General features: G+C 36.1%; 24 protein-coding genes. 21 read left to right on the forward strand and 3 right to left on the reverse strand.

Translation table 11 applies throughout. From position 1 onward, the window contains the following. Positions 1-49: 49 nt before the first annotated feature. The 3 genes from H4K33_RS08070 (at position 50) to purD (ending at position 3,751) form a co-directional block, all read left to right on the forward strand. A complete protein-coding gene (locus H4K33_RS08070; RefSeq protein ID WP_182647949.1) occupies positions 50-1,033 on the forward strand; it encodes a UDP-glucuronic acid decarboxylase family protein in 984 nt (327 codons plus the stop codon). Further along, entirely contained in the window at positions 1,033-2,382 is a 1,350-nt protein-coding gene (locus H4K33_RS08075; protein WP_182647950.1) for an exopolysaccharide biosynthesis polyprenyl glycosylphosphotransferase, read from the forward strand. Before H4K33_RS08070 ends, H4K33_RS08075 begins: the two co-directional genes overlap by 1 nt. 97 nt (positions 2,383-2,479) lie before the next feature. Beyond that, positions 2,480-3,751, forward strand: a complete 1,272-nt coding sequence (purD, locus tag H4K33_RS08080; RefSeq protein ID WP_182647951.1) for a phosphoribosylamine--glycine ligase — start codon at positions 2,480-2,482, stop codon at positions 3,749-3,751. A gap of 9 nt (positions 3,752-3,760) precedes the next feature. On the opposite strand, the gene H4K33_RS08085 is transcribed toward purD, so the two are convergent. Then, positions 3,761-3,991 (reverse strand): uracil phosphoribosyltransferase, encoded by a 231-nt coding sequence (locus H4K33_RS08085; protein WP_182647952.1) that lies wholly within the window; start codon positions 3,989-3,991, stop codon positions 3,761-3,763. Positions 3,992-4,099: 108 nt separating this feature from the next. Between H4K33_RS08085 and H4K33_RS08090 the strand changes: the two genes are divergently transcribed. Next, positions 4,100-5,038, forward strand: coding sequence for a DUF6427 family protein (locus H4K33_RS08090; protein WP_182647953.1), 939 nt, complete (start codon positions 4,100-4,102; stop codon positions 5,036-5,038). On the opposite strand, the gene upp is transcribed toward H4K33_RS08090, so the two are convergent. After that, a complete protein-coding gene (upp, locus tag H4K33_RS08095) occupies positions 5,033-5,686 on the reverse strand; it encodes a uracil phosphoribosyltransferase (RefSeq protein ID WP_182647954.1) in 654 nt (217 codons plus the stop codon). The two genes, H4K33_RS08090 and upp, sit on opposite strands and share 6 nt — an antisense overlap. A 59-nt stretch (positions 5,687-5,745) precedes the next feature. Here upp and H4K33_RS08100 point away from each other — a divergent pair, with 59 nt between their 5' ends. The 13 genes from H4K33_RS08100 (at position 5,746) to H4K33_RS08160 (ending at position 18,718) form a co-directional block, all read left to right on the forward strand. After that, entirely contained in the window at positions 5,746-6,351 is a 606-nt protein-coding gene (locus H4K33_RS08100; RefSeq protein ID WP_182647955.1) for a DUF4254 domain-containing protein, read from the forward strand. A gap of 183 nt (positions 6,352-6,534) precedes the next feature. Further along, positions 6,535-7,584, forward strand: coding sequence for a glycosyltransferase family 9 protein (locus H4K33_RS08105; RefSeq protein ID WP_182647956.1), 1,050 nt, complete (start codon positions 6,535-6,537; stop codon positions 7,582-7,584). Between the two features lie 29 nt (positions 7,585-7,613). After that, positions 7,614-8,126, forward strand: coding sequence for an adenine phosphoribosyltransferase (locus tag H4K33_RS08110; protein ID WP_182647957.1), 513 nt, complete (start codon positions 7,614-7,616; stop codon positions 8,124-8,126). Positions 8,127-8,417: 291 nt separating this feature from the next. Next, positions 8,418-9,344 carry a hypothetical protein gene (locus H4K33_RS08115; protein ID WP_182648012.1) on the forward strand — a complete coding sequence of 309 codons (927 nt, stop codon included), beginning with the start codon at positions 8,418-8,420 and terminating at the stop codon, positions 9,342-9,344. 505 nt (positions 9,345-9,849) lie between these two features. Continuing rightward, positions 9,850-10,530 carry a GNAT family N-acetyltransferase gene (locus H4K33_RS08120; protein ID WP_182647958.1) on the forward strand — a complete coding sequence of 227 codons (681 nt, stop codon included), beginning with the start codon at positions 9,850-9,852 and terminating at the stop codon, positions 10,528-10,530. Positions 10,531-10,547: 17 nt separating this feature from the next. Continuing rightward, entirely contained in the window at positions 10,548-11,747 is a 1,200-nt protein-coding gene (argG, locus tag H4K33_RS08125) for an argininosuccinate synthase (protein ID WP_182647959.1), read from the forward strand. After that, positions 11,737-12,714, forward strand: coding sequence for an N-acetyl-gamma-glutamyl-phosphate reductase (gene argC, locus H4K33_RS08130; protein ID WP_182647960.1), 978 nt, complete (start codon positions 11,737-11,739; stop codon positions 12,712-12,714). The genes argG and argC overlap by 11 nt, the downstream gene beginning before the upstream one ends. Positions 12,715-12,727: 13 nt before the next feature. Further along, complete coding sequence (locus H4K33_RS08135; RefSeq protein WP_182647961.1) at positions 12,728-13,867, forward strand: aspartate aminotransferase family protein; 1,140 nt, start codon at positions 12,728-12,730, stop codon at positions 13,865-13,867. Positions 13,868-13,878: 11 nt separating this feature from the next. Next, a complete protein-coding gene (locus H4K33_RS08140) occupies positions 13,879-14,877 on the forward strand; it encodes an acetylornithine carbamoyltransferase (protein ID WP_182647962.1) in 999 nt (332 codons plus the stop codon). Between the two features lie 2 nt (positions 14,878-14,879). Continuing rightward, positions 14,880-15,659 carry an acetylglutamate kinase gene (gene argB / locus H4K33_RS08145; RefSeq protein ID WP_182647963.1) on the forward strand — a complete coding sequence of 260 codons (780 nt, stop codon included), beginning with the start codon at positions 14,880-14,882 and terminating at the stop codon, positions 15,657-15,659. Between the two features lie 15 nt (positions 15,660-15,674). Beyond that, positions 15,675-16,736: a M20 family metallo-hydrolase gene (locus H4K33_RS08150; RefSeq protein ID WP_182647964.1), complete on the forward strand. Its 1,062-nt coding sequence runs from the start codon at positions 15,675-15,677 to the stop codon at positions 16,734-16,736. A gap of 1 nt (position 16,737) precedes the next feature. Beyond that, complete coding sequence (gene argH, locus H4K33_RS08155; RefSeq protein WP_182647965.1) at positions 16,738-18,069, forward strand: argininosuccinate lyase; 1,332 nt, start codon at positions 16,738-16,740, stop codon at positions 18,067-18,069. Positions 18,070-18,148: 79 nt separating this feature from the next. Further along, on the forward strand, positions 18,149-18,718 hold the full coding sequence (locus tag H4K33_RS08160; RefSeq protein WP_182647966.1) for a hypothetical protein: 570 nt from the start codon (positions 18,149-18,151) through the stop codon (positions 18,716-18,718). 99 nt (positions 18,719-18,817) lie between these two features. Here the strand turns inward: H4K33_RS08160 and H4K33_RS08165 are convergent, their stop codons facing one another. Beyond that, the gene (locus tag H4K33_RS08165; protein WP_182647967.1) at positions 18,818-19,870 is read right to left on the reverse strand and encodes a ferredoxin--NADP reductase; all 1,053 of its coding nucleotides are present in this window, start codon (positions 19,868-19,870) and stop codon (positions 18,818-18,820) included. 143 nt (positions 19,871-20,013) lie between these two features. Between H4K33_RS08165 and H4K33_RS08170 the strand changes: the two genes are divergently transcribed. Genes H4K33_RS08170 through H4K33_RS08185 form a run of 4 tightly spaced genes read left to right on the forward strand, consistent with a single transcriptional unit; the run spans position 20,014 to position 22,369 of the window. Next, complete coding sequence (locus H4K33_RS08170; protein ID WP_182647968.1) at positions 20,014-20,349, forward strand: PadR family transcriptional regulator; 336 nt, start codon at positions 20,014-20,016, stop codon at positions 20,347-20,349. A gap of 38 nt (positions 20,350-20,387) precedes the next feature. Further along, positions 20,388-21,032 (forward strand): hypothetical protein, encoded by a 645-nt coding sequence (locus tag H4K33_RS08175; RefSeq protein WP_182647969.1) that lies wholly within the window; start codon positions 20,388-20,390, stop codon positions 21,030-21,032. A gap of 9 nt (positions 21,033-21,041) precedes the next feature. Then, positions 21,042-21,683, forward strand: a complete 642-nt coding sequence (locus H4K33_RS08180) for a hypothetical protein (RefSeq protein WP_182647970.1) — start codon at positions 21,042-21,044, stop codon at positions 21,681-21,683. A gap of 14 nt (positions 21,684-21,697) precedes the next feature. Then, positions 21,698-22,369 carry a hypothetical protein gene (locus tag H4K33_RS08185; protein ID WP_182647971.1) on the forward strand — a complete coding sequence of 224 codons (672 nt, stop codon included), beginning with the start codon at positions 21,698-21,700 and terminating at the stop codon, positions 22,367-22,369. Positions 22,370-22,374 lie beyond the last annotated feature (5 nt).

Genomic DNA, 22,374 nt, shown 5'->3' on the forward strand with positions numbered 1-22,374 from the left:
TTCTGAGAATTGATAAAGTTCCTTAACTTTGTTTGAAATGAAAAATAGGATGAAACGTATTTTAATAACAGGTGCAGCAGGTTTTTTAGGATCTCATTTATGTGATCGATTCCTCGCAGAAGGATTTCACGTAATAGGAATGGATAATTTAATTACTGGAGATTTAAAAAACATTGAACATTTGTTTGCGGAGGCTCATTTTGAATTTTATCATCACGATGTGACCAAATTTGTTCACGTACCTGGTGAATTAGATTATATCTTGCATTTTGCTTCACCAGCAAGTCCTATTGATTATTTGAAAATTCCGATTCAAACGCTTAAAGTAGGTTCTTTAGGAACACATAATTTATTGGGATTAGCTCGTGTCAAGAGTGCTAGAATTTTGATTGCTTCTACTTCGGAAGTCTATGGAGATCCTTTGATACACCCTCAGACGGAAGAGTATTATGGCAATGTCAATAGCATAGGGCCAAGAGGTGTTTACGACGAAGCCAAGCGATTTCAAGAATCTATAACGATGGCATATCATACTTTTCACGGTTTAGACACGAGAATTGTACGGATTTTTAATACTTATGGTCCTCGCATGCGACTCAATGACGGGCGAGTAATTCCTGCCTTTATTGGTCAAGCTTTGCGCGGAGAAGATCTCACTGTTTTTGGCGATGGTCTTCAAACAAGATCGTTTTGCTATGTAGATGATCAAGTAGAGGGAATATACCGCTTACTACTGTCAGATTATCATTTACCTGTTAATATTGGAAATCCAGATGAGATTACTATCCTAGATTTTGCGAAAGAAATTATTAACCTGACAAATAGCGATCAAAAAATAATTTTTAAGGATTTGCCAATAAATGATCCACTACAGCGTTGTCCTGATATAACCAAAGCTAAAACGATACTGGGATGGTCTCCTAAAATCGACCGAACAGAAGGGATGAATCGCACCTTGTCATATTTCAAATCCTTTACAAAAGAAGATTTAGCAAAAGAAGAACATAAAGATTTTTCAAATTACATTTATTAATGAGTAAAAAAGCAGGTAGGTATTCTTATTTGATACGCCCTTTAACCACGTGTATTGACTTGATTATCATCAATGCATTAGCTCAGGTTTGGTTTTCAAGCTTGACGGAGGGACATTTTTTATTTCATCTGATTTTGTCTATCGGATGGTTAATTGCTGCGGGTTTAAGTGGGTATTATGAGGTGTTTCGACACACGAAAACAGTGCGTGTTGCAGAAAAGGTATGCAAGCAATTTATCTTTCAATTTATACTCGTCGCATCTTATAACGGTATTTTAGATCGATTTGCTGAGGCTAATGAACTTGTTGGCTATGGCATCTCTATTTTTGTAATTATTTGTACCATAAAGTTTACCATTTTCTTTTTGTTGAAATACATTCGAAAATTTTTAGGTGGAAACTTTAGAAATATTGTGTTAGTAGGTAGTGAAAAAGAAGTTGATAATTTAAAATCAGTTTTGCTTAAAAGGACGGATTTAGGTTATCGAATAACGAATCACTTCTTCAATTTGGAAGACGATAGTTTGGAAGATTTGAAAAAATATCTGTCCGAAAACGAGGTAGACGAAATTTTTATTCAGTTCTCTCTGACGAAAGAGAAGAACTTCTTAGCTATTTTAGAATTTGCAGATAGCAGTATGATTACTGTTCACTATATCCCTACACAAAAAGATATCCTGAACAATAATTTCGCTGTAGAGTACTACGATTTAATACCTGTTGTACCCCGAAGAGTAATCCCTTTAGATAAACCGTATAATATACTGCTTAAGCGATTGTTTGATTTAGTATTCTCTATTTTAGTGATTGTTTTTATCTTGTCTTGGCTTGTTCCTTTGGTTGCTTTCTTAATCAAAAGAGAATCAAAAGGCCCTGTTTTTTTCAAGCAAAAAAGAACGGGATTAAACGATGAAGAATTCTGGTGTTATAAGTTTAGATCCATGCATATAAACGAGAATAGCGATAAACAACAAGCTACGCGAAACGATCAACGTATTACGCGAATAGGAGCTTTCCTACGCAAGTCTAGTTTGGATGAATTTCCTCAATTTATCAATGTATTTCTCGGAAATATGTCTATTGTAGGACCACGCCCACACATGGTTGTACACACCAAAATGTACTCTAAACGCGTGAGTCGATTCATGTTAAGACACTTAGTGAAACCCGGAATTACAGGAATGGCTCAAACCCATGGATATCGTGGTGAAATTGAAAATGACAGAGATATAATTAATCGATTCAAGTACGATTTATTCTATCTTGAAAATTGGTCTATTTTATTAGATTTAAAAATTATTTATCTCACCGTTTACAACGTTTTTAGAGGAGAAGAAAAAGCGTATTAAATCTTTTTAGTAAGTTGTTCCTCTTATTCTTAGGAACTTTTTCTTTATTCATTTTTTTATAATTATTTTTGAGCCTTAATAACAAACAACACAATTAATGAATATTTTATTATTAGGTTCAGGTGGACGTGAGCACGCATTAACATGGAAAATGTTACAAAGCCCACAATGTAAGGCTGTTTTTGTTGCTCCTGGTAACGCAGGAACTGCTCAAATTGCGAAAAATATAGCGATCAATCCCAATGATTTTGAGGCTGTAAAACAAACCGTTTTAGCTAATCAAATTGACATGGTTGTCGTTGGACCAGAAGATCCATTAGTAAAGGGAATTGTTGACTTCTTTAAACAAGATCCAAGTATTCAACACATTCCTGTAATTGGTCCCTCTAAAAAGGCGGCTCAATTAGAAGGAAGTAAAGACTTTGCAAAAGAGTTTTTAATGAAACACAACATCCCTACAGCAGCGTATCAAAGTTTCACGAAAGACACAGTTGAAGAAGGTAAGAAATTCTTAGAAACTGTAAAAGCACCCTATGTTTTAAAAGCGGATGGATTAGCGGCAGGAAAAGGAGTGGTGATCTTGGAAAATTTAGAAGATGCAAAAGCTGAGTTAGAAAATATGTTGGTTGATGCTAAATTTGGAGATGCGAGTTCAAAAGTAGTAATCGAAGAGTTTTTATCGGGAATCGAATTAAGTTGTTTCGTGCTAACGGATGGTAAATCTTATCAGTTATTACCTACAGCCAAAGATTATAAACGAATCGGAGAAGGAGATAAAGGATTGAATACAGGAGGTATGGGAGCTGTTTCTCCAGTGCCTTTTGCAACAGATGATTTCTTGAAAAAAATAGAGGATCGCATTGTGATTCCTACCGTAGAAGGAATTAAGAAAGATCAATTAGATTATAAAGGATTTATCTTTATTGGTATCATTAAAGTAGGAGAAGATCCATTCGTAATTGAATACAATGTGCGTATGGGAGATCCTGAAACAGAAGTGGTTATGCCAAGAGTTAAATCAGATTTAGTGGAATTATTCCAAGCGATTGCAAAAGAAGAATTGGATACAAAAACGATTGAATTAGATTCGCGTAGTGCAACAACGGTAATGCTTGTGTCTGGAGGTTATCCAGAGGATTATGAAAAAGGAAAAGTCATTACTGGAATTGAACAAGTAGAAGATTCTATCGTTTTCCATGCAGGAACAGCACTAAAAGACAATGAAGTTGTAACGAATGGAGGACGTGTTTTAGCGGTTACTTCCTATGGGAATAGTTACGAAGAGGCATTAAAAAAATCTTATCAAAATATAGATAAACTAAATTTCGATAAGATTTATTATCGTAAAGATATCGGATTCGATCTTTAAGATAGTGGATTACTTTAGAAATGAGTGGGCTGTAGTATCTTGTGTATCTTCATTTTTCGATTTGAACAATTGCAATTGTTTTAACCAAAATACAAAGAAGTAGCAAGTAATTAGGATGAAAATCCAAGTAATGATGTTTGCAGTCCACCAGTTCTCAAGTTCTAGTTTTGCAAAGAAATCCATTGGAATGAAAAGTACCTTTTCAAACAAGAATCCTAAACCATTAAAAAATGAAGTCATTTTCCTTTATTTTTAAATTAGATAATATTATTTGAATTTTATAATATTTGGTACGGATACAAAACACCCAAAAAAACAAATAGTACTACAAAAATATAAAATATATACATGTTAGCAAGTATTTTTAGTAAAACTAGACCGATTAACTACATCATGCTTACGCTTTTAATCGTAACAGGCTATTGTTTATTTATTGGTTTAGATTCTAGTATTGAGTGGACCACCTATGAAATGCTCAAAAGAGGATGTGTTTTATTGCTATTGTTACTCATGATGTATGTCTCTCAATTTATCGTTTCGCGCAATCGATTAGTTGATGATACAGGGTATGTTCCTCTTATTTTTACGAGTTTTCTATTTGTATTTCCTACGTCTTTTGAGAATGTACGCGTGATTATAGCCAGTTATCTTATTTTATTGGCCCTGCGTCGCATTTTGTCCTTACACTCCCTTAAACAGTCTAAAGAGAAGCTATTAGATGCCTCGCTGTGGATTTGTATTGCAAGTTTATTTCATTTTTGGAGCATCTTGTATTTAATCCTACTGTTTTATGCGATAGCTTTTTTTGGCGCAAAGGATTATCGCAATTGGATCATCCCAATTATTGCTTTTTTTGGCGCTTCAATTCTATTAAGTCTCTATTTGTTGATTGAAGAGCAACATTTTTTAACTTGGTGGACAGAACGCGTTCAAGTTAGTTTTGATTTCATGTATTTTGAAAATATTTACCAAAATATTGCCTTAGCTGTATTTGTGTCTATTGCCCTTTTATACTCTGTTTCTCAGGCTTTAGCCATCAAGAGCAGACCCTATAATATGCAAAACACCTACAAGAAAATTATACTTTCATTTCTCATAGGTGCTGCTATTTATGTGATATCTGCCGATAAATCTAACGGATTATTGTTGTTTACTTTCTTTCCATTAGCGATTTTAGGTGCAAATTATATTGAAAGTATCCCACAAAGATGGAGAAAGGAAGCCAACGTGTACAGTATTTTCTGTATTGGCTTGTTTTTCTACCTTGTACAATTAATTATCTTATAATTTTTGACCATAAGCGAGGTCACCCGCATCTCCTAAACCTGGCACAATGTAATTGTGATCATCTAATTTTTCATCTAAAGTCGCAACCCATAAGTGTACATCAGCAGGAAGGTTTTCTTCTAAATACTGAATTCCCTCTGGAGCAGCAATAACAACTGCAAGATGTAATTCTTTTGGTTTTTCCTCATTCATTAACTTGTTGATAACTGCAACAAGTGATTGTCCTGTTGCTAACATCGGATCAATGAGAATTAAAATCTTGTCTTGAAACGAAGGTGCTGCTTGATACTCAACTAAGATTTCACTTGCTTCTCCATGCTTGCCATGACGGCGGTAAGCAGAGACGAATCCGTTTTCGGCATCGTCAAAAAAGTTCATAAATCCTGTGTGTAAAGCTAGTCCCGCACGCAAAATAGAACACAACACAACGTTGTCTTCAATGCAAGTGGTGTGCTTAATTCCCAAAGGAGTTTGTACATCTAGCGCTTTAAAAGGTAGTTTTTTACTCAGTTCATAAGCCATAATTTCGCCAATGCGCTCGATGTTTTTTCTAAAACGCATGCTGTCTTTTTGAATGTTTACATCGCGAAGCTGGGCTAAGAAATGATTTAAAATGCTATTCTCCTCAGAAATATAGTGAATTTTCATAACGGTATAATTAGTACCATAAAAGTATTAAAACTATATTTGTAAATAAAATTATTCATATGTTTTCAGCATTAGCCTTTCCAATATTCGAAGAGAGTATTCGTGACTATCATAAATATGATAATGTAGATCAGCCAATTAGCAATCCTTATCCAAAAGATGATATCAAACATTTATTATATCTAAAAAATTGGATTGATACCGTTCAATGGCATTTTGAAGATATTATTCGTGATCCGCAAATTGATCCAGTAGCAGCTTTGACGTTAAAGAGAAGAATTGACGCATCAAACCAAGAAAGAACGGATATGGTTGAGTATATCGATAGTTATTTCTTGAATAAGTACAAAGATGTTCAGGTAAAAGCAGAGGCTAAAATCAACTCTGAAAGTCCAGCTTGGGCAATTGATCGTTACTCTATTTTAGCGTTGAAAATTTACCACATGCGCGAAGAGGCAACAAGAGCTGAAGCAACACCAGAACACAGAGCAAAATGTCAAGAAAAATTAGATGTTTTGTTAGAGCAAAAGCAAGATTTATCAACGGCAATTGACGATTTATTAAACGATATTGCACAAGGTGATAAATACATGAAAGTGTACAAGCAAATGAAAATGTACAACGACGAGGAATTAAACCCAGTGTTGTATCAAAATAAAAAATAAAAAGAAGGCGTGTAAAATACACGCCTTTTTTTATGCCGAGCCAAGCAGGAAATTCTAATTGGAGGATTGTATTGAAAAGCGGCAAGAGAAAATATCTTTTTTTCTATCAGTAAAAAAAATTACTTTTGTTTGGTAAAGCGTGGATAATCACGCTTTTCTTGTTCAAGATAAATACAGTTTTTAGTGAAAGGTTTACAACATATTGTCATTTTTAGACTATCCGCTATGGGAGACGTAGCCATGACTGTGCCTGTTATTCGAGCATTAGTTGAGCAACATCCCAACCTTCGTGTAACAGTAGTTTCACGCCCCTTTTTTAAACCTTTTTTTAAAGGAATTAACCGGGTTGATTTTTACGCAGTAGATGTCAAGAAAAAGCACAAAGGATTTTTGGGATTAATTCGCTTGTACAAAGATATTAAGCGATTAAAACCGGATTATTTTGCTGATTTTCACAATGTGTTACGCGCGCAAATTGTGCGTAGCTTGTTTAAGCTTTCGGGCATACCAACAGCCGCGTTAGATAAAGGAAGAACAGCTAAAAAAGAACTAACTCGTGCAGAAAATAAGGTGTTTCAACCCGTACAAACTATGGTTGAGAATCACGTGCAAACACTGAAAAAACTTGGAATTTCAGTCGATCTATCTAATCCTGTCTTTCCTACAATTCCACCGTTGTCAGCTGAGTTAGCACTGTACAATAAAGATCAAGACAAAACATGGATTGGTATCGCGCCTTTTGCACAATACGATAGTAAAGTCTATCCCCTTGATTTGATGCAAAATGTAGTGGATGAACTAGCAGAACAAGAAAATAATCTGATCTTTCTTTTTGGAGGAGGTGAAAAAGAAATCGCTTTATTGAATCAGTTAAAACGCGATAATGACAATGTTATCGTGATGGCTGGTAAAGTAAAATTAGATGTAGAGATGAATCTAATTCAACATTTAGACGTGATGTTGTCTATGGATTCTGGAAACGCACACATCGCAGCTATGTTAGGGGTAAAAGTTGTAACTTTGTGGGGTGCAACACATCCTTTTGCAGGCTTTACACCATTTAATCAACCTATGGAGTATTGTTTAACTGCAGATCGTGCACAATATCCTCTATTGCCAACATCCGTTTACGGAAATAAAAAGGTAGAGGGATATGAAGACGCCATGCGTACAATTGCACCTCATACCGTGTGTAGTAAAGTGGTTGAAGTAGCACAAAAAAATAAAAAATAGAATCGGTTTACGATCGAATAGAGGATATTATGAAGATAGAAGATTATATCAGAGATATTCAAGACTTTCCAAAAGAAGGTGTTGGTTTTAAGGATATTACTCCCCTTTTAAATGATGCTGCAGCAATGGAAGTTGCCAGTCAGCAATTATTGGCTTTGGTTGGTGATAAAAAAGTTGATCGCGTGGTAGGAATGGAAAGCCGCGGATTCTTCTTTGCTACCTTATTGGCCAAAGAATTAGGAGCAGGGTTTGTACCCGTGCGAAAACCAGGTAAATTGCCTTTTACAACCCTTTCTCAAGAGTATCAACTCGAATATGGTACGGATGTATTAGAAATCCATGCAGACGCGATTAAACCCGGAGAAAAAGTATTGATTCACGACGATGTTCTAGCAACGGGAGGAACAGCTGAAGCCGTTTGTAAATTGGTTGAACGCTTAGGAGGTGAAATCGTACAAGTAAACTTTTTGATGGAACTGTCTTTCTTACACGGAAGAGAGAAGTTGAAAAACTATGAAGTAAAAAGCTTGTTGAGCTATTAAATTATAGCTTTTGAAGATATAGAGGAAAAGGAGATGTTCTAGAGAGCATCTCCTTTTTTTTCTTCAACTAGTGAAATAATATCTTGAAAAAGGCCTTGTTTTCGCTCTAATTGATTCTTTTTTTTGTAATGAATTAGTAGTTTTTGTTCTGTTTTTAAACCTAATTTCTATTCATTGTGTTTTATACTAATAAAGTAGATATTTCTTTTCTTTTTTATATAAAAATAACAAATGGGTGATAGTGAAGTGTGAAAAAGAGCTAATTTTGTAAAAAAATTAATTTAAAACAATATGAAAAAGATTTTTAAAACGGTTGGAATTTGCCTTATTGCTTGTCTAGCTTTTAGTTGTACATCAGATGATAATTCAGTAAAAGAGGAAAACCCAGGAGGAGAAAACCCAGGAGGAGAAAACCCAGGAGGAGAAAATCCAGGAGGAGAAAATCCAGGAGAGACAATAACTTTATGGGTACTGGATAAAGTAGAAGAGAAAATATATGATTCCAAATACAATGAGGAAGGTGGGGTGATCGGTTCTGAGTTATTTAGCATAACGAACTATGTTTTCAATTATGATGAAAAGGGGAGAATTGGCACGATAGATGTTGATCAGTTAGATGAAATTCCCTTTACTGAAGAGTCGCATTATACAACAAGAGCAACAGTAACTTATAATGACAAGGATCAAATCACAAGACTTTATACAGTAGATACACAAAATGGAGAGGCGTGGTATGATGAAAAAATGGAGTACAATGGTGAGGGACAATTAATAAAAACCGTTGAATCGGTTGATGGTGAAACGAAATTTTTTCAGTATAATGCAAAGAATCAAGTAGCTACTTTAAAAATACTTGATGATAGTGGACATGTACTAAATTATACTTATGAGTATGATAGTCGTGGAAATATCGCTCGCGCAGCAGCAGATAATGAATTCCATGTGTTTTCTTATGACGATAAGAAGAATCCTTATACGCATATGTCTATGAATTTATCGTATGATGATTTTGAATATACTTACGGATTGACTGTGTTGAAGATAGGAACGAATAATATAACGTCGTATACAGATGATCGCGGAGAAGTTTGGCTAAGAGAATTGGAATATAATGCAGAAGGATATCCAACAAAGGCAAAGGCTTATTTTAAAAACGATAGAACAATTGTAGGGTCAACGTATAGTTACACCTACAAAACAATCACTGTTGCAAAGTAAGTGAAACAAAAAACAAATGAAGAGGAAGAGGTTACTATCTGAAGTAGCCTCTTTTTTTTGGCCTAATTTTTGCCTTAAGTGATTCTAATTAGAAAAAAAGAGTACTAATACGATTGTTCGGATGGTGTAAGTTGTTGTTTTTTAGCTAATTGGTTAATTAGTGTTATTTTTTATAAAAATACTTGCATATTAAAATTATTATTAGAAAACTTTGTACCGACCCATCGAGGTATACACAAGAAATGAAGAAAACAGTATCACATATTACTTTTAAAACGAACAGCATAGCCTCAGCTACTGCTGCTGTTTTCTTGTTATCTACATCGCGGTCTTCGCGGTCGCGGGCTTAATTCGTTAAGCATTCTTTTTCTGGGGAACTTTTGTTTCCCAATCCAATAAATCTATCCATTTTTTAATGTATTTCAACGAGATTGAAAGGGGAAATTCGTGCGTTTAAGCCGATTGAACCATACACTCTGTTGGATTCTAACTATCTGTTTTTGAGATGAATTCAAATCAGTTTATTGTTATACCAGCGAATGAAACACACGTTGGTTATGCCGCACAAATTTGCGATGAAATGGCACTTTCTGCTCAAGCTCGTGGTACGGGAATTGCAAGGAGAAAACCCGAATATGTGGCAAACAAAATGCTGGAAGGCAAAGCCGTAATTGCTTTGCACCGCGACGGAACTTGGGCAGGATTCTGTTATATAGAAACCTGGAGCCACGGGGAGTATGTTGCCAATTCAGGACTGATTGTCAATCCCGTATTCAGAAAGGAAGGCTTGGCTAAGACCATTAAAAAGAGAATCTTCGAATTGTCGAGAACCAAATATCCGCAAGCGAAAATATTTGGACTCACCACAGGTTTAGCCGTGATGAAAATCAATTCAGATTTGGGGTATGAACCGGTTCCCTATTCTGAACTGACGCAGGATGAATCTTTTTGGAAAGGATGTGAAAGTTGTGTCAATTTTTCCATCCTACAAAGCAAGGAACGAAAAAACTGCCTCTGCACTTCTATGTTGTGGGATCCTATTGAAAAAGAAAGAGAACTCCGATCAAAAATCGATCAAAAAACCAAAGCCAAAGAACGCTTAAAAGAAATGCAGAAAAAATATTCTTTACTCAAGAGACTGCAAATGAAGCTAAAACAAACGGTAAAGAAAACGCATCTATTTTAAATTTAACAAGAAACAAAATGAACAAAAAAATAGTTTTAGCCTTTAGTGGCGGATTAGATACAAGCTTTTGCGTCATCTATTTAAAAGAAGAGTTGGGATATGAAGTGCACTCTGTTGTTGTGAACACAGGAGGTTTTTCTCCAGAAGAATTAAAAGAAATTGAACTCAAAGCGTACAATTTAGGTGTAACTTCTCATACGACAATTGATGAAACAGAAGCATACTATAACGATTGTGTGAAATACTTGATTTTTGGCAACGTATTGAAAAATGCAACCTACCCTTTGTCAGTAAGTGCTGAACGCGTTTGTCAAGCTACAGCTATTGCCAATTATGCCAAACAAATTCAAGCTACAGCTGTAGCTCACGGAAGTACAGGAGCAGGAAATGATCAAGTGCGTTTTGATATGATTTTTAATATTTTACTTCCTGAAATTGAGATCATTACTCCTATTCGAGATTTGAAATTGAGCAGAGAAGAAGAAATTGCCTATTTGGAACAACACGGAGTTAAAATAAACGCAGAAAAAGCAAAATATTCGATTAATAAAGGATTGTGGGGAACTTCAGTGGGAGGAAAAGAAACGTTAACTTCTAATCTATATTTACCAGAAGAAGCTTGGCCAACTCCAGTGACCAAGACAGCCGAAGAGGTTGTTGAAATTGTGTTTGAGCACGGAGAGCCTGTAGCATTAAATGGCCGTCAAATGAACCCTACTGAAGTCATCCAACAACTACAAGAAATAGCACAACCTTTTGGGATAGGAAGAGATATCCACGTTGGAGATACTATTATTGGTATCAAAGGAAGAGTGGGGTTTGAAGCTGCGGCTCCACTGATCTTAGTTAAGGCACATCACACCTTAGAAAAACATACCCTTACCAAATGGCAATTGAGTTGGAAAGAGCAATTGAGCGCTTTTTATGGGAACTATCTGCATGAAGGACAATTTCACGATCCCATCATGCGCGATATCGAAGCTTTTCTGACCAACACCCAAAAAACAGTAAACGGAAAAGTATGGATCACCCTTCATCCACACCGTTTTACCATTCAAGGAATTGAATCTGAAAACGATCTAATGTCAAATGATTTTGGTAGTTATGGAGAGATGAACAACATGTGGACAGGAGAAGATGTTAAAGGATTTTCTAAAATATTTGGTAACCAAGTGATGATTTGGCACAAAGTAAATACCCCAAAAGATGAGTCTTAGTAAAATTAAAGTTGGTATTGTTGGTGGTGCTGGATATACAGGAGGAGAATTGCTTCGATTGCTGTTGTGGCATCCGCAAGTAGAGCTCGTATTCGTACATTCAAATAGCCATGCTAACCAACCTGTGTATAGCGTACACAGTGATTTGTTTGGCGATACTGAGCTGTTGTTTACCAACACATTGAATGCGAATATAGATGTTGTTTTTCTGTGTTTAGGACATGGAGATAGCCGCGTATTTTTGCAAGAGAATTTCTTTGGATCAGCTGTGAAAATTGTTGATTTGAGTCAGGATTTCCGATTAAAAACAGAGGAGAATTCCTTTATTTACGGATTGCCGGAATTGAATAAAGAAAAAATAAAAACAGCGCAGTTTATCGCAAATCCTGGTTGTTTTGCTACAGCTATTCAATTGGCTTTGTTGCCTTTAGCTGCTCAGCAACTCTTGCCAGATTCTATTTATGTTCAAGCAGTTACAGGATCAACGGGAGCAGGACAAAGTTTAGCTTCGACTTCTCATTTTAGTTGGCGTGCGAATAATCTATCCGTTTATAAAGCATTTAATCATCAACATTTGGGGGAAATAGGCGAAAGCTTGATGCAGTTGCAACCAATAAATACCCCTAAAATCAAGTTTATTCCCGAAAGAGGAGATTTTGCTAGGGGGATTTTTGCGAGTATAGTTTTAGAATCGACAAAGGATCTGGAAGAACTACAAATGCTGTACAAACAGTATTACGAAGAACATCCTTTTACTCATGTTAGCACAACAGACATTCACCTCAAGCAAGTAATAAACACCAATAAATGTTTGATTTCAATTACAAAAAATCAAGAGGACGTATTGATTACTTGTGCTATTGATAACCTATTGAAAGGGGCTGCCGGACAAGCGGTTCAAAATATGAATCTCCTTTTTGGATTAGACGAAAAAATGGGATTAAACTTGAAGGCTTCTGCTTTCTAAATTCGATAAAATTATGATGAAATTATACGATGTATATCCTTTAAACCCAATTGAAATAGTAAAAGGACAGGGAAGCTATGTTTTCGATAAAAACGGACAAACGTATTTAGATTTATATGGCGGACATGCCGTTATTTCTATCGGACATACTCATCCGCATTATGTTGATCGTGTCAAAAAACAATTGGATCAAATCGGGTTTTACTCCAATTCTATAGAGATTCCCCTACAACAACAAGTGGCAACCTTGTTAGGAGAAGTTGCTGGAATAAACGACTATCAGTTGTTTTTGTGTAACTCTGGAGCGGAGGCAAATGAGAATGCACTCAAATTAGCATCTTTTCACAATGGAAGAAAAAAGGTAATTGCCTTTTCTCAAGCTTTTCACGGAAGAACTTCGTTAGCGGTTGCTGCAACAGATAATCCTAAAATTGTCGCAGCAGTTAATCAAACAGATCACGTTGTTTTTTTGCCCTTTAACGATGAAAATGCTTTGGAACAAGCCTTTCAGGCATATGGAGAGGAAGTAACGGCAGTAATTATTGAAGGAATCCAAGGAGTTGGTGGAATTCAAGTGGCAACGCCTTCTTTTCTGCAAAAAATAAGAACGCTTACAACACAATATGGCGCTGTTTTTATTGCTGATGAAATTCAGTGTGGATACGGGAGAACAGGTTCTTTTTATGCAGTTAACGATGGTGGAGTTCAAGCGGATATTTACACCATGGCAAAGGGAATGGGAAATGGATTCCCTATTGGAGCGGTTGCTTTATCTCCCAAATTTACACCCTGGCATGGACAATTGGGAACGACATTTGGCGGGAATCACTTAGCCTGTGCAGCTGCAGTTGCTGTACTCGAAGTGATACAACAAGAGCAATTGTTGGAGCAAGCGCAAAAAACTGGGGCATATTTGATGGAAGAATTAAAAAAATTCAACAAAATTCAAGAAGTAAGAGGAAAAGGTCTAATGATTGGAATCGACTTGCCTGTTGAATTAAAGGGAGTGCGCAATGACTTGTTGTTTAAAGATTTCATATTTACAGGTAATGCTAGCCCTAATGTTATTCGTTTACTGCCTGCGTTGAATATCAAGCAGCAAGAGGTCGATCTATTTTTAGAAAAATTCAACAAGAGATTACAACAATACTAATACAAGAACCAATGAAACAGTTTTTTTCAGTACACGATATTCCTTCCTTAGCTGAAGCAGTACAAACAGCTTTAGCGTGTAAGGCAAATCCTTTTCAAGAAGAACAACTAGGAAAACATAAAGTGATAGGCTTAGTGTTTTTAAATCCGAGTTTGCGTACGCGTATGAGTACACAAAAAGCAGCTTTGAATTTGGGTATGGATGTGATGATTATGAATATGACTTCTGACGGATGGGCACTAGAAACGAAAGATGGAGTAGTGATGGATGGCGATACGGCAGAACATATCAAAGAAGCTGCTGCTGTAATGGGAGAGTATTGCGATATTTTAGGTTTGCGTTCTTTTCCCAATTTAAAAAATGCAGAGGAAGACTACAGTGAAGAGTTGTTTCACAAGTTTGCCCAATATTGCGGAAAACCTGTTGTGAGCTTAGAGAGTGCAACTAGACATCCCTTACAAAGCTTTACTGATTTGATGACAATTATTGAAAAGGGCAATTATACTTATGAGCAAAGCAAAAAAGAATACGTCCCACAAGGGAAGAAACCCAAAGTAGTATTGACTTGGGCCCCTCATGTGAAAGCCTTGCCTCAAGCTGTACCCAATTCATTTGCAGAATGGATGATTAAAGCTGAACAACTCGGATGGATCGATTTTGTCATTGCGCATCCTGAGGGCTATGCATTGGCAGAAGAATTCACATCTGGCGCTACAACAACTACAGATCAAAAAGAAGCGTTAGAAGGAGCTGACTTTATATATGTAAAGAATTGGTCAAGTTACGAACACTATGGAGAAATTTTAAGTACTGACCCATCGTGGATGTTGACTTTAGAAAAATTAAAAGAAACAAACAACGCGAAAGTCATGCACTGTTTACCTGTAAGACGAGATGTTGTTATTGCTTCAGAAGTGTTAGATAGTGAGCATGCTATTGTAATTGAACAAGCGAGTAATAGAGTATGGGCTGCTCAAGCGGTTTTACAAGAAATGTTGAAAAATAAATAAAGATGCAAAAACTAACAGTAATCAAAATAGGTGGAAATATTGTTGATGACGAAAAAGCATTAAGCGATTTTCTTGATGCATTTTCACAAGTAGAGGCACCTAAAATTTTAGTGCATGGAGGAGGAAAATTGGCTACAAAATTGGCTGATCAACTAGGGGTGTCTACTGATATGGTGGAGGGACGAAGAATTACTACGCAAGCCATGTTGCCTGTTACTGTTATGGTTTATGCTGGATTAATCAACAAACAAATCGTTGCACAATTGCAGAATAGAAAATGTGATGCTTTAGGTGTTTCTGGTGCTGATGGGCAACTGATTACAAGTACAAAACGTCCCGTGTCAACGGTAGATTACGGGTTCGTCGGAGATTGCACACCTCAGGATGTCAATACAACGCGTTTACAGCAAATACTAAACTTGGGACTCTGTCCTGTATTTTCTGCTATAACAGCTGATAAAGAAGGACAGTTATTGAATACGAATGCCGATACAATTGCTTCAAACCTGGCCATCGCCTTGACAACACACTATCATGTAGATCTTGTTTATTGCTTTGAACGCAAAGGAGTATTGCGCGATGTACAAGATGAAAACTCTGTAATTTCCAACCTTAATGCAATTAACTTTAAACAGTTAAAGGAAGAGGGAATCATTGCAGCGGGGATGGTTCCCAAAATTGTCAATGCCTTAAACGCTGTTGAACAAAAGGTAGCACAAGTCTACATTAAACAAGCAAATGACCTATTAGATGAAAAGGCCGGTACTTGTATTAGCCGTTAACCACAACATAAAGAGATGAAAACAGAAATAACTACAGCCGCAATACAACTATTACAAGAATTAATCGCAACACCCTCATTTAGTAAAGAAGAAGAGGGTACAGCAGAATTAATCGCTAAGTTTTTACAGCAAAATGACGTGGTTATTCATCGCGAATTAAACAATGTATGGGCTTTTAATCAGTATTATGATTCAAATAAACCAACCATTTTGTTGAATTCGCACCATGATACCGTTCGTCCGAATAAGGATTATACACGAAATCCTTTTGCTCCTGCAATTGAGGAAGGAAAATTGTTTGGGTTGGGAAGTAATGATGCAGGAGGATGCTTAGTTTCTCTTTTGGCTACTTTTCTGTACTTCCATAAAGAAAAGGACTTGAAATATAATTTTTGTATTGCAGCGACAGCGGAAGAAGAAATATCAGGAACAAATGGTTTAGAATACGTGATTCCCAAATTAGGAGAATTAGCTTTCGCAATAGTAGGCGAACCTACACAAATGCATCTTGCAGTGGCTGAACGAGGATTGATGGTACTCGATTGTACCGCCCATGGTCGTTCAGGACATGCAGCTAGAAATGAAGGAGATAACGCTATTTTGAAAGCAATAAGCGATATCGAGTGGTTTACAACCTATCAGTTCCCAAAAGTATCTGATGAATTTGGTCCAATAAAAATGAGCGTGACGATGATTCAGGCTGGATCACAACACAATGTCGTACCGTCAACCTGTGATTTTGTCGTGGATATTCGCGTTACAGATGCCTATACCAATGAAGAAGTACTGAATATCATTAGACAAGAAGTAGGGTGTGAAGTCAAAGCGCGTTCTACTCGTTTAAAACCTTCGTCTATTTCCAAAGAACACCCGATTGTTCTCGCAGGTATACAATTAGGACGAATGACGTATGGATCACCAACTACAAGCGATCAAGCATTATTAGATATTCCTTCGCTAAAATGTGGTCCTGGTGATTCTGCGCGATCTCATACAGCGGATGAATTTATTTATGTGCATGAAATTGAAGAAGGAATTGCCCTTTATATCGATATGTTGAATCAAATAGTGAAGTAAAATGAAACTATGGCAAAAAAATACGACAGTTGATCAAGCCGTTGATGCTTTCACTGTCGGTCAAGATAGAGCAATGGATATGAACTTAGCCCCTTTTGATGTGCTAGGCTCTTTAGCTCACACCCAAATGTTACAGCAGATTGGCCTGTTGACAACGGATGAATTAGCGGTAATTCAAAAAGAATTAAAGACAATCTACGGCGAAATTATCAACGGACAATTTCAAATCGAAGAAGAAGTAGAAGATATTCACTCGCAAATAGAGCTGTTATTAACGAGAAGAATTGGAGAAGCAGGAAAAAAAATTCACGCTGGACGTTCGAGAAATGATCAGGTTTTAGTTGATTTAAAACTGTATTTTAGACATGAAATAGAAGAAGTTGTTCAACAAGTACAAGCCGTTTTTGAAACATTTCAGCAGTTGAGTAATCAACATAAAACTATTTTAATGCCTGGATATACGCATTTGCAAGTGGCCATGCCCTCGTCATTTGGGCTTTGGTTTGGTGCTTATGCGGAGAGCTTGGTTGATGATTTAGAAATGATGCTAGCTGCTTGGAAAGTGGTGAACAAAAATCCCCTAGGTTCGGCAGCGGGATATGGTTCTTCCTTTCCTTTAGATCGTCAACTTACAACCGATCTTCTTGGGTTTCAATGCATGAACTACAACGTGGTTTATGCACAAATGGGAAGAGGAAAGAGCGAGCGTTTATTAGCTCAAGGAATTAGTTCGATTGCCGCTACTTTAGGAAAATGGGCGATGGATTGTTGCTTGTACATGAGTCAGAATTACAACTTTATTCACTTTCCCGACCATTTAACTACTGGATCGAGTATCATGCCACACAAAAAAAATCCGGATGTATTAGAGCTTATTCGTTCGCGTTGCAATAAAATACAAGCACTACCCAATGAAATTGCCCTAATGACTACCAATCTACCTGCCGGTTATCACAGAGATTTGCAATTGCTTAAAGAAAATTTATTTCCTGCTTTTACATCGTTAAAGGAGTGTTTAGTAATGACGCAATTGATGTTGAACAACATTGAGGTCAATACAGCTATTTTAAACGATCCTAAATACGATTATTTGTTTAGTGTTGAGGTCGTGAATGCCTTAGTTTTAGAAGGAATACCCTTTAGGGAGGCTTATAAACAAATCGGTTTAGCTATTGAAGGAGGTACCTATCAACCAGATAAAAATGTACATCACACCCATCAAGGAAGTATTGGGAATTTGATGAATGAAGAAATAAAAAAAGAATTTAATACTGTATATCAATCCTTTGGATTTGAGCAGATCAAAGATAAACTAGTACGTTTAGTGTTGTGATTAATTGTAAAAAAAAAGCATAGAATTTTTTTCTATGCTTTTTTTGTTTAAATTTATGTTAAATATAAAAGATGTTATTATGAATATAATTAATAAATTCTGGGCATGTATCTTGGTGAGTGTGATTTTCTTATCCTCGTGTTCTTCAGATGATGAGAGTTCCTATGATCCTATTTTCTCTGCTAAATATATACCACTAACTGATTTAACTCAATTAGAAAAATCAACTTATTTTTATGCTGGTATTAAAATTGAAGGATATAAAACAAGCTTACTTCCTCCTGATGGTACTTCTTGTGTTAAAGACGATATTTTAGTGCCTACATTTGATAATGAAAACAATTTTGAGCGCCTAGAATATATTAGAACAAATAAACGTTGTTCGGAAGGATTTGGGAGTATTATCTTAGTGAAAAATAAGTTGATTGAAAACGGAATATTGAGAACAAATATGTACTTCAATGGAAATTTTTATTATGATAAAAATGGAGTACGTCAGTATTATGATAGCGATGAAAATTGGGAGTTTAGAGGTAATTTAGAAATTGGTTTTCAAGGTGATTACTTGCGTATTGAAGATCGAATGTCACATTATTCACGTCCAGGTTCTATTGAGAAAGTATATTTATATTTTAAAGCAAAAAGATAATTTTGTAAAAAACTTTGAGATGTAAAAATGAAAAAGTGTATCCTTATTTTAAGGAAAAATAATAATAAAATAGGCTACCCTAAGGTAGCCTATTCTGTTTTATATATCATCGTAATTGATGTGAATCTCATCTGAAGTAACAATCGCTTGACACGATAAAATCAATCCTTCAGCAACTTCGTCATCGGTCAGAATACTATTGCGTTTCATCGTTGCAGAACCTTTGGTAATTCTACACATACAAGAACTACAAATACCCCCTTGACAAGAATATGGAGCATCTATGCCTGCTTCTAAAACACCCGTTAACAGCGCTTGGCTCTTAGGCATTTCAAAAGTAGATTCTTCATCATCAACAATCACCGTTACTTTTGTGCTACCTCCTTGTGCTTCTACAGGGTTATTTCCATCAGTATTGGGTGTAAAGATTTCGAAAAGAATATTGTCTTTTTCTATGCCTTTGCTTTGAAGTGTTTCGCTTACTACATCAATCATGGCTTCAGGCCCACACAAAAAGTAGGTAGAGAAACTTTTATCTTGGTGCTTGTTGTTCACCACAAAGTTGATCGCCGCTTTGTCAATACGTCCAAAAAGAGAATCGCTTTCTCGCATTTGAGAATACACGAAATGCACGTATAAACGCGTAGGATATTGCTCTTGTAATTGGTGTAATTGCGTGTGAAAGATGGTCTCCTCTGCGGTTTTATTTCCATAAACAAGAACAAATGTACTGTTGGGTTCTTCGGTCAACACACTTTGTAAGATCGACATCACAGGTGTAATACCACTACCTGCAGCAAAGGCTGCATAGTTATTGGCCGCTTCTGCATCTGGTGTAAAAGTAAAACGCCCTTCAGGTGCTTCTACTGCTAATTGATCTCCAACCTTCAACTCTTCATTGGCATATGTCGAAAATACACCCTGTTCTACTTTCTTAACAACAATGCGAATTTCTCCACTTTGTGGCGTAGAACAGATCGAATACGCTCGTCTAATCTCTTTGTCGTTGTGCGTGTAGCTAATATTGAGATACTGACCAGCAACAAAGGTATACTCTTGTTGTAAGGAAGCCGGAACGTCCAATACGATAGATACCGCATGTGGAGTTTCTCTTCGAATCTCTTTTACCGTTAAATTGTTGAATCTTGACATCGTTTAGTTCTGTTTAAGGCAGCAAAAATACAAAACCCATTGAGTAAAAGGAAGTTTTAGAACTCAGATTAACTAAAAAAATAATACCTAATATTCCTATGTATTAAAAAAATACTATATTTGTATACCTAAGAATCTTATATATGGCAAAGCAACAACAGTTATACAAAGGAAGTTTGAACACGATTATTATGAAGCTATTGGCCGAAAATGGTCGTATGTATGGGTATGAAATTACTCAAAAGGTAAAAGAAATTACCACAGGAGAGATGAGTTTAACCGAGGGAGCACTCTATCCTGCCTTGCATAAATTGGAAGCAGAAGGTTTTTTAGATGTGGATATGGAACGCGTAGATGGAAGAGTGAGAAAATATTACAAACTGACAGAACGCGGTGTGGAAGAAACCACAAATAAGATGGAAGAACTCGAAAATTTCATTCGAAATATGCAAAATATCGTCAATTTAAAATTGACGTAAGGTCGTTTTCTAACCTAAAGTAAGAATAAAAAACGGATATGATAACATTGACCCAAGAACAATTGCAGCCTATTCAAGAGCGACTATTGAACAAGTACGATTTAAAATACGATGAGATCCGCGAGGAGCTTTTGGATCATATTGCTTGTGAAATAGAAGACCTGATGAATCAAGGCGAAAGCTATGAAGAAGCAACCATCTTAGTTTTTAGAAAGTGGAATGTACGACTGATCTCCAATGAGAAAGGATGGTATAAAGGGATTCCTCATTTTGTTTTAAATCAAATAGGAACAGAGTATAAAAAGGTGGAAATAATTTCAATCTTCGTCGCTATGCTCCTTGCTGTACCTCTGTTTTTTGCCATTTTGTATTGGGAGTTGAATAGCTTACTACTCATGATTTCTTTGTTTGTACTACAAGCGATTGGTGTTGGCATCATCTACAAAGAGTCTAAAGGACTTCAAGAGTATCGCTTTGATTTTTTGAGAAAAAAAGCTGGAATTAGCTTACTTAATGCAGGAATAGCTTTAGCATTCTCCCCTCTTTTGGCCGTACTATGCAACATAGAAGTTCGTACTTCGGAAATTAATTTATTAGTGATGTATTACTTTATATTCAGTTCTATTCTCTTATTTAGGTTTTGGAAATATTGTAAACATCAACAATTTAAAATTGCAAAATAAAACCAAGAAATGAAGCATTTAACAACACAACAGCTGCAAACAATAGAGCGTTTTTTGATGGAACACTATAATTTACACCACGAAGATTTTCGAATGGAAATACTAGATCACATCGCCTGCGAAATAGAGGTGTGTATACAGGAAGGAGTGTCGTATCAGGAAGCGAGTAAATTTGTGTTAGGCAAATGGCATTTTGAATTAAAACCGGTTTTAGGAAAAACGGGAGTTCCAACTTGTGTTGTTAAGCAAATGTATGCGAAAGATTGGATGGTTTATCTCGGGTTTGTCCTACTTTTCTTGATTAGTTGGTCTCTTGGAAATTTTGGAATTGTAACTATAGAACCTAATCCATGGTTGAGTTTGGGTTGTGTGCTGTTGGGTTTTGTTTTTTCAATACTTATACAAAAGCGCTTTCACAAGCAAAAAAATTATGCGATGACTTTTTATACCAATGCCTTGGGAAATACGATGTTGCCCAATATTGTTGTATTGACTTTAGCTATGTTGTTCATCAGAAGAGATTTTGAGCAATTTTTTAGCTTGTCTTCGTATAGTTTTTTCGTTTTGGCGATACATATCTTGATTGTAAATGTATTCTTTGCTTTTAAGGTGTTATACTATAACAAAGCAAGCAAAATACAAATGATTTAATTAAATAGAGTACAATGCAAACATTAACATCCCATCAACTTCAGCATATTAACCAATTTTTAATTGAACAGTACCGCTTGTATTATATCGATCTTCAGGCAGAAGTCATGGATCATATCGCTACGGATATTGAAGTAGAATTGCAGCAGGGAAAAAGTTATGAGGAAGCCTTTGTCCTTGTTTTTGCAAAATGGGATGTACTGCTGAAACCTGCAAAAGGTTTTTTTAGAGGCATTCCTCGTTTTGTTGCGAATCAATGGACTAAAGAACGCTTGAAACGCGGAGCCAAAGCCTGTTTATTTGGTGCACTAACTACATTACTCGTTGGGAGTTTGTTTTATCGATGGATCAATAGGGAGGAAGATATAGTTTGTGGATTGGGAACTCTACTTGCTTTATATGTAGGGATGGGAATTTTGTATGTCAACAATCGCAGCTTAGTTAAAGAAGTGCCTTTGCACACGGCAACGGGTACTTTTTTGAGGGTGGAGTTTAAGCGATTAGGATGGGTACAAAGTATATTTGTTATAATGCCGTTGTTGAGTCAACTGAAGTTTATATCAGGAGGAGAACTGTTTTTTTATACCTATTTATTCATCGGATTGGTAATGTTATTCTACATGATCCAATGGCGAATAGATTACCAAAAGGAAAAAGTATATCAAATCAAATGGAAAACTATTTAATACGC

It is taken from the genome of Myroides sp. WP-1, assembly GCF_014145635.1.
Classification (GTDB): domain Bacteria; phylum Bacteroidota; class Bacteroidia; order Flavobacteriales; family Flavobacteriaceae; genus Flavobacterium.

Bases quoted from the DNA above. Each gene is read 5' to 3' on its own strand.
- upp (WP_182647954.1), bottom strand. From the start codon at position 5,686: ATGAAAATTCACTATATTTCTGAGGAGAATAGCATTTTAAATCATTTC.
- H4K33_RS08165 (WP_182647967.1), bottom strand. From the start codon at position 19,870: ATGTCAAGATTCAACAATTTAACGGTAAAAGAGATTCGAAGAGAAACT.
- purD (WP_182647951.1), top strand. From the start codon at position 2,480: ATGAATATTTTATTATTAGGTTCAGGTGGACGTGAGCACGCATTAACA.
- H4K33_RS08110 (WP_182647957.1), top strand. From the start codon at position 7,614: ATGAAGATAGAAGATTATATCAGAGATATTCAAGACTTTCCAAAAGAA.
- H4K33_RS08170 (WP_182647968.1), top strand. From the start codon at position 20,014: ATGGCAAAGCAACAACAGTTATACAAAGGAAGTTTGAACACGATTATT.
- argG (WP_182647959.1), top strand. From the start codon at position 10,548: ATGAACAAAAAAATAGTTTTAGCCTTTAGTGGCGGATTAGATACAAGC.
- H4K33_RS08075 (WP_182647950.1), top strand. From the start codon at position 1,033: ATGAGTAAAAAAGCAGGTAGGTATTCTTATTTGATACGCCCTTTAACC.
- H4K33_RS08090 (WP_182647953.1), top strand. From the start codon at position 4,100: ATGTTAGCAAGTATTTTTAGTAAAACTAGACCGATTAACTACATCATG.
- argH (WP_182647965.1), top strand. From the start codon at position 16,738: ATGAAACTATGGCAAAAAAATACGACAGTTGATCAAGCCGTTGATGCT.
- H4K33_RS08175 (WP_182647969.1), top strand. From the start codon at position 20,388: ATGATAACATTGACCCAAGAACAATTGCAGCCTATTCAAGAGCGACTA.
- H4K33_RS08085 (WP_182647952.1), bottom strand. From the start codon at position 3,991: ATGACTTCATTTTTTAATGGTTTAGGATTCTTGTTTGAAAAGGTACTT.
- H4K33_RS08150 (WP_182647964.1), top strand. From the start codon at position 15,675: ATGAAAACAGAAATAACTACAGCCGCAATACAACTATTACAAGAATTA.
- H4K33_RS08120 (WP_182647958.1), top strand. From the start codon at position 9,850: ATGAATTCAAATCAGTTTATTGTTATACCAGCGAATGAAACACACGTT.
- H4K33_RS08100 (WP_182647955.1), top strand. From the start codon at position 5,746: ATGTTTTCAGCATTAGCCTTTCCAATATTCGAAGAGAGTATTCGTGAC.
- H4K33_RS08140 (WP_182647962.1), top strand. From the start codon at position 13,879: ATGAAACAGTTTTTTTCAGTACACGATATTCCTTCCTTAGCTGAAGCA.
- H4K33_RS08160 (WP_182647966.1), top strand. From the start codon at position 18,149: ATGAATATAATTAATAAATTCTGGGCATGTATCTTGGTGAGTGTGATT.
- argC (WP_182647960.1), top strand. From the start codon at position 11,737: ATGAGTCTTAGTAAAATTAAAGTTGGTATTGTTGGTGGTGCTGGATAT.
- H4K33_RS08115 (WP_182648012.1), top strand. From the start codon at position 8,418: ATGAAAAAGATTTTTAAAACGGTTGGAATTTGCCTTATTGCTTGTCTA.
- H4K33_RS08180 (WP_182647970.1), top strand. From the start codon at position 21,042: ATGAAGCATTTAACAACACAACAGCTGCAAACAATAGAGCGTTTTTTG.
- argB (WP_182647963.1), top strand. From the start codon at position 14,880: ATGCAAAAACTAACAGTAATCAAAATAGGTGGAAATATTGTTGATGAC.
- H4K33_RS08135 (WP_182647961.1), top strand. From the start codon at position 12,728: ATGATGAAATTATACGATGTATATCCTTTAAACCCAATTGAAATAGTA.
- H4K33_RS08070 (WP_182647949.1), top strand. From the start codon at position 50: ATGAAACGTATTTTAATAACAGGTGCAGCAGGTTTTTTAGGATCTCAT.
- H4K33_RS08185 (WP_182647971.1), top strand. From the start codon at position 21,698: ATGCAAACATTAACATCCCATCAACTTCAGCATATTAACCAATTTTTA.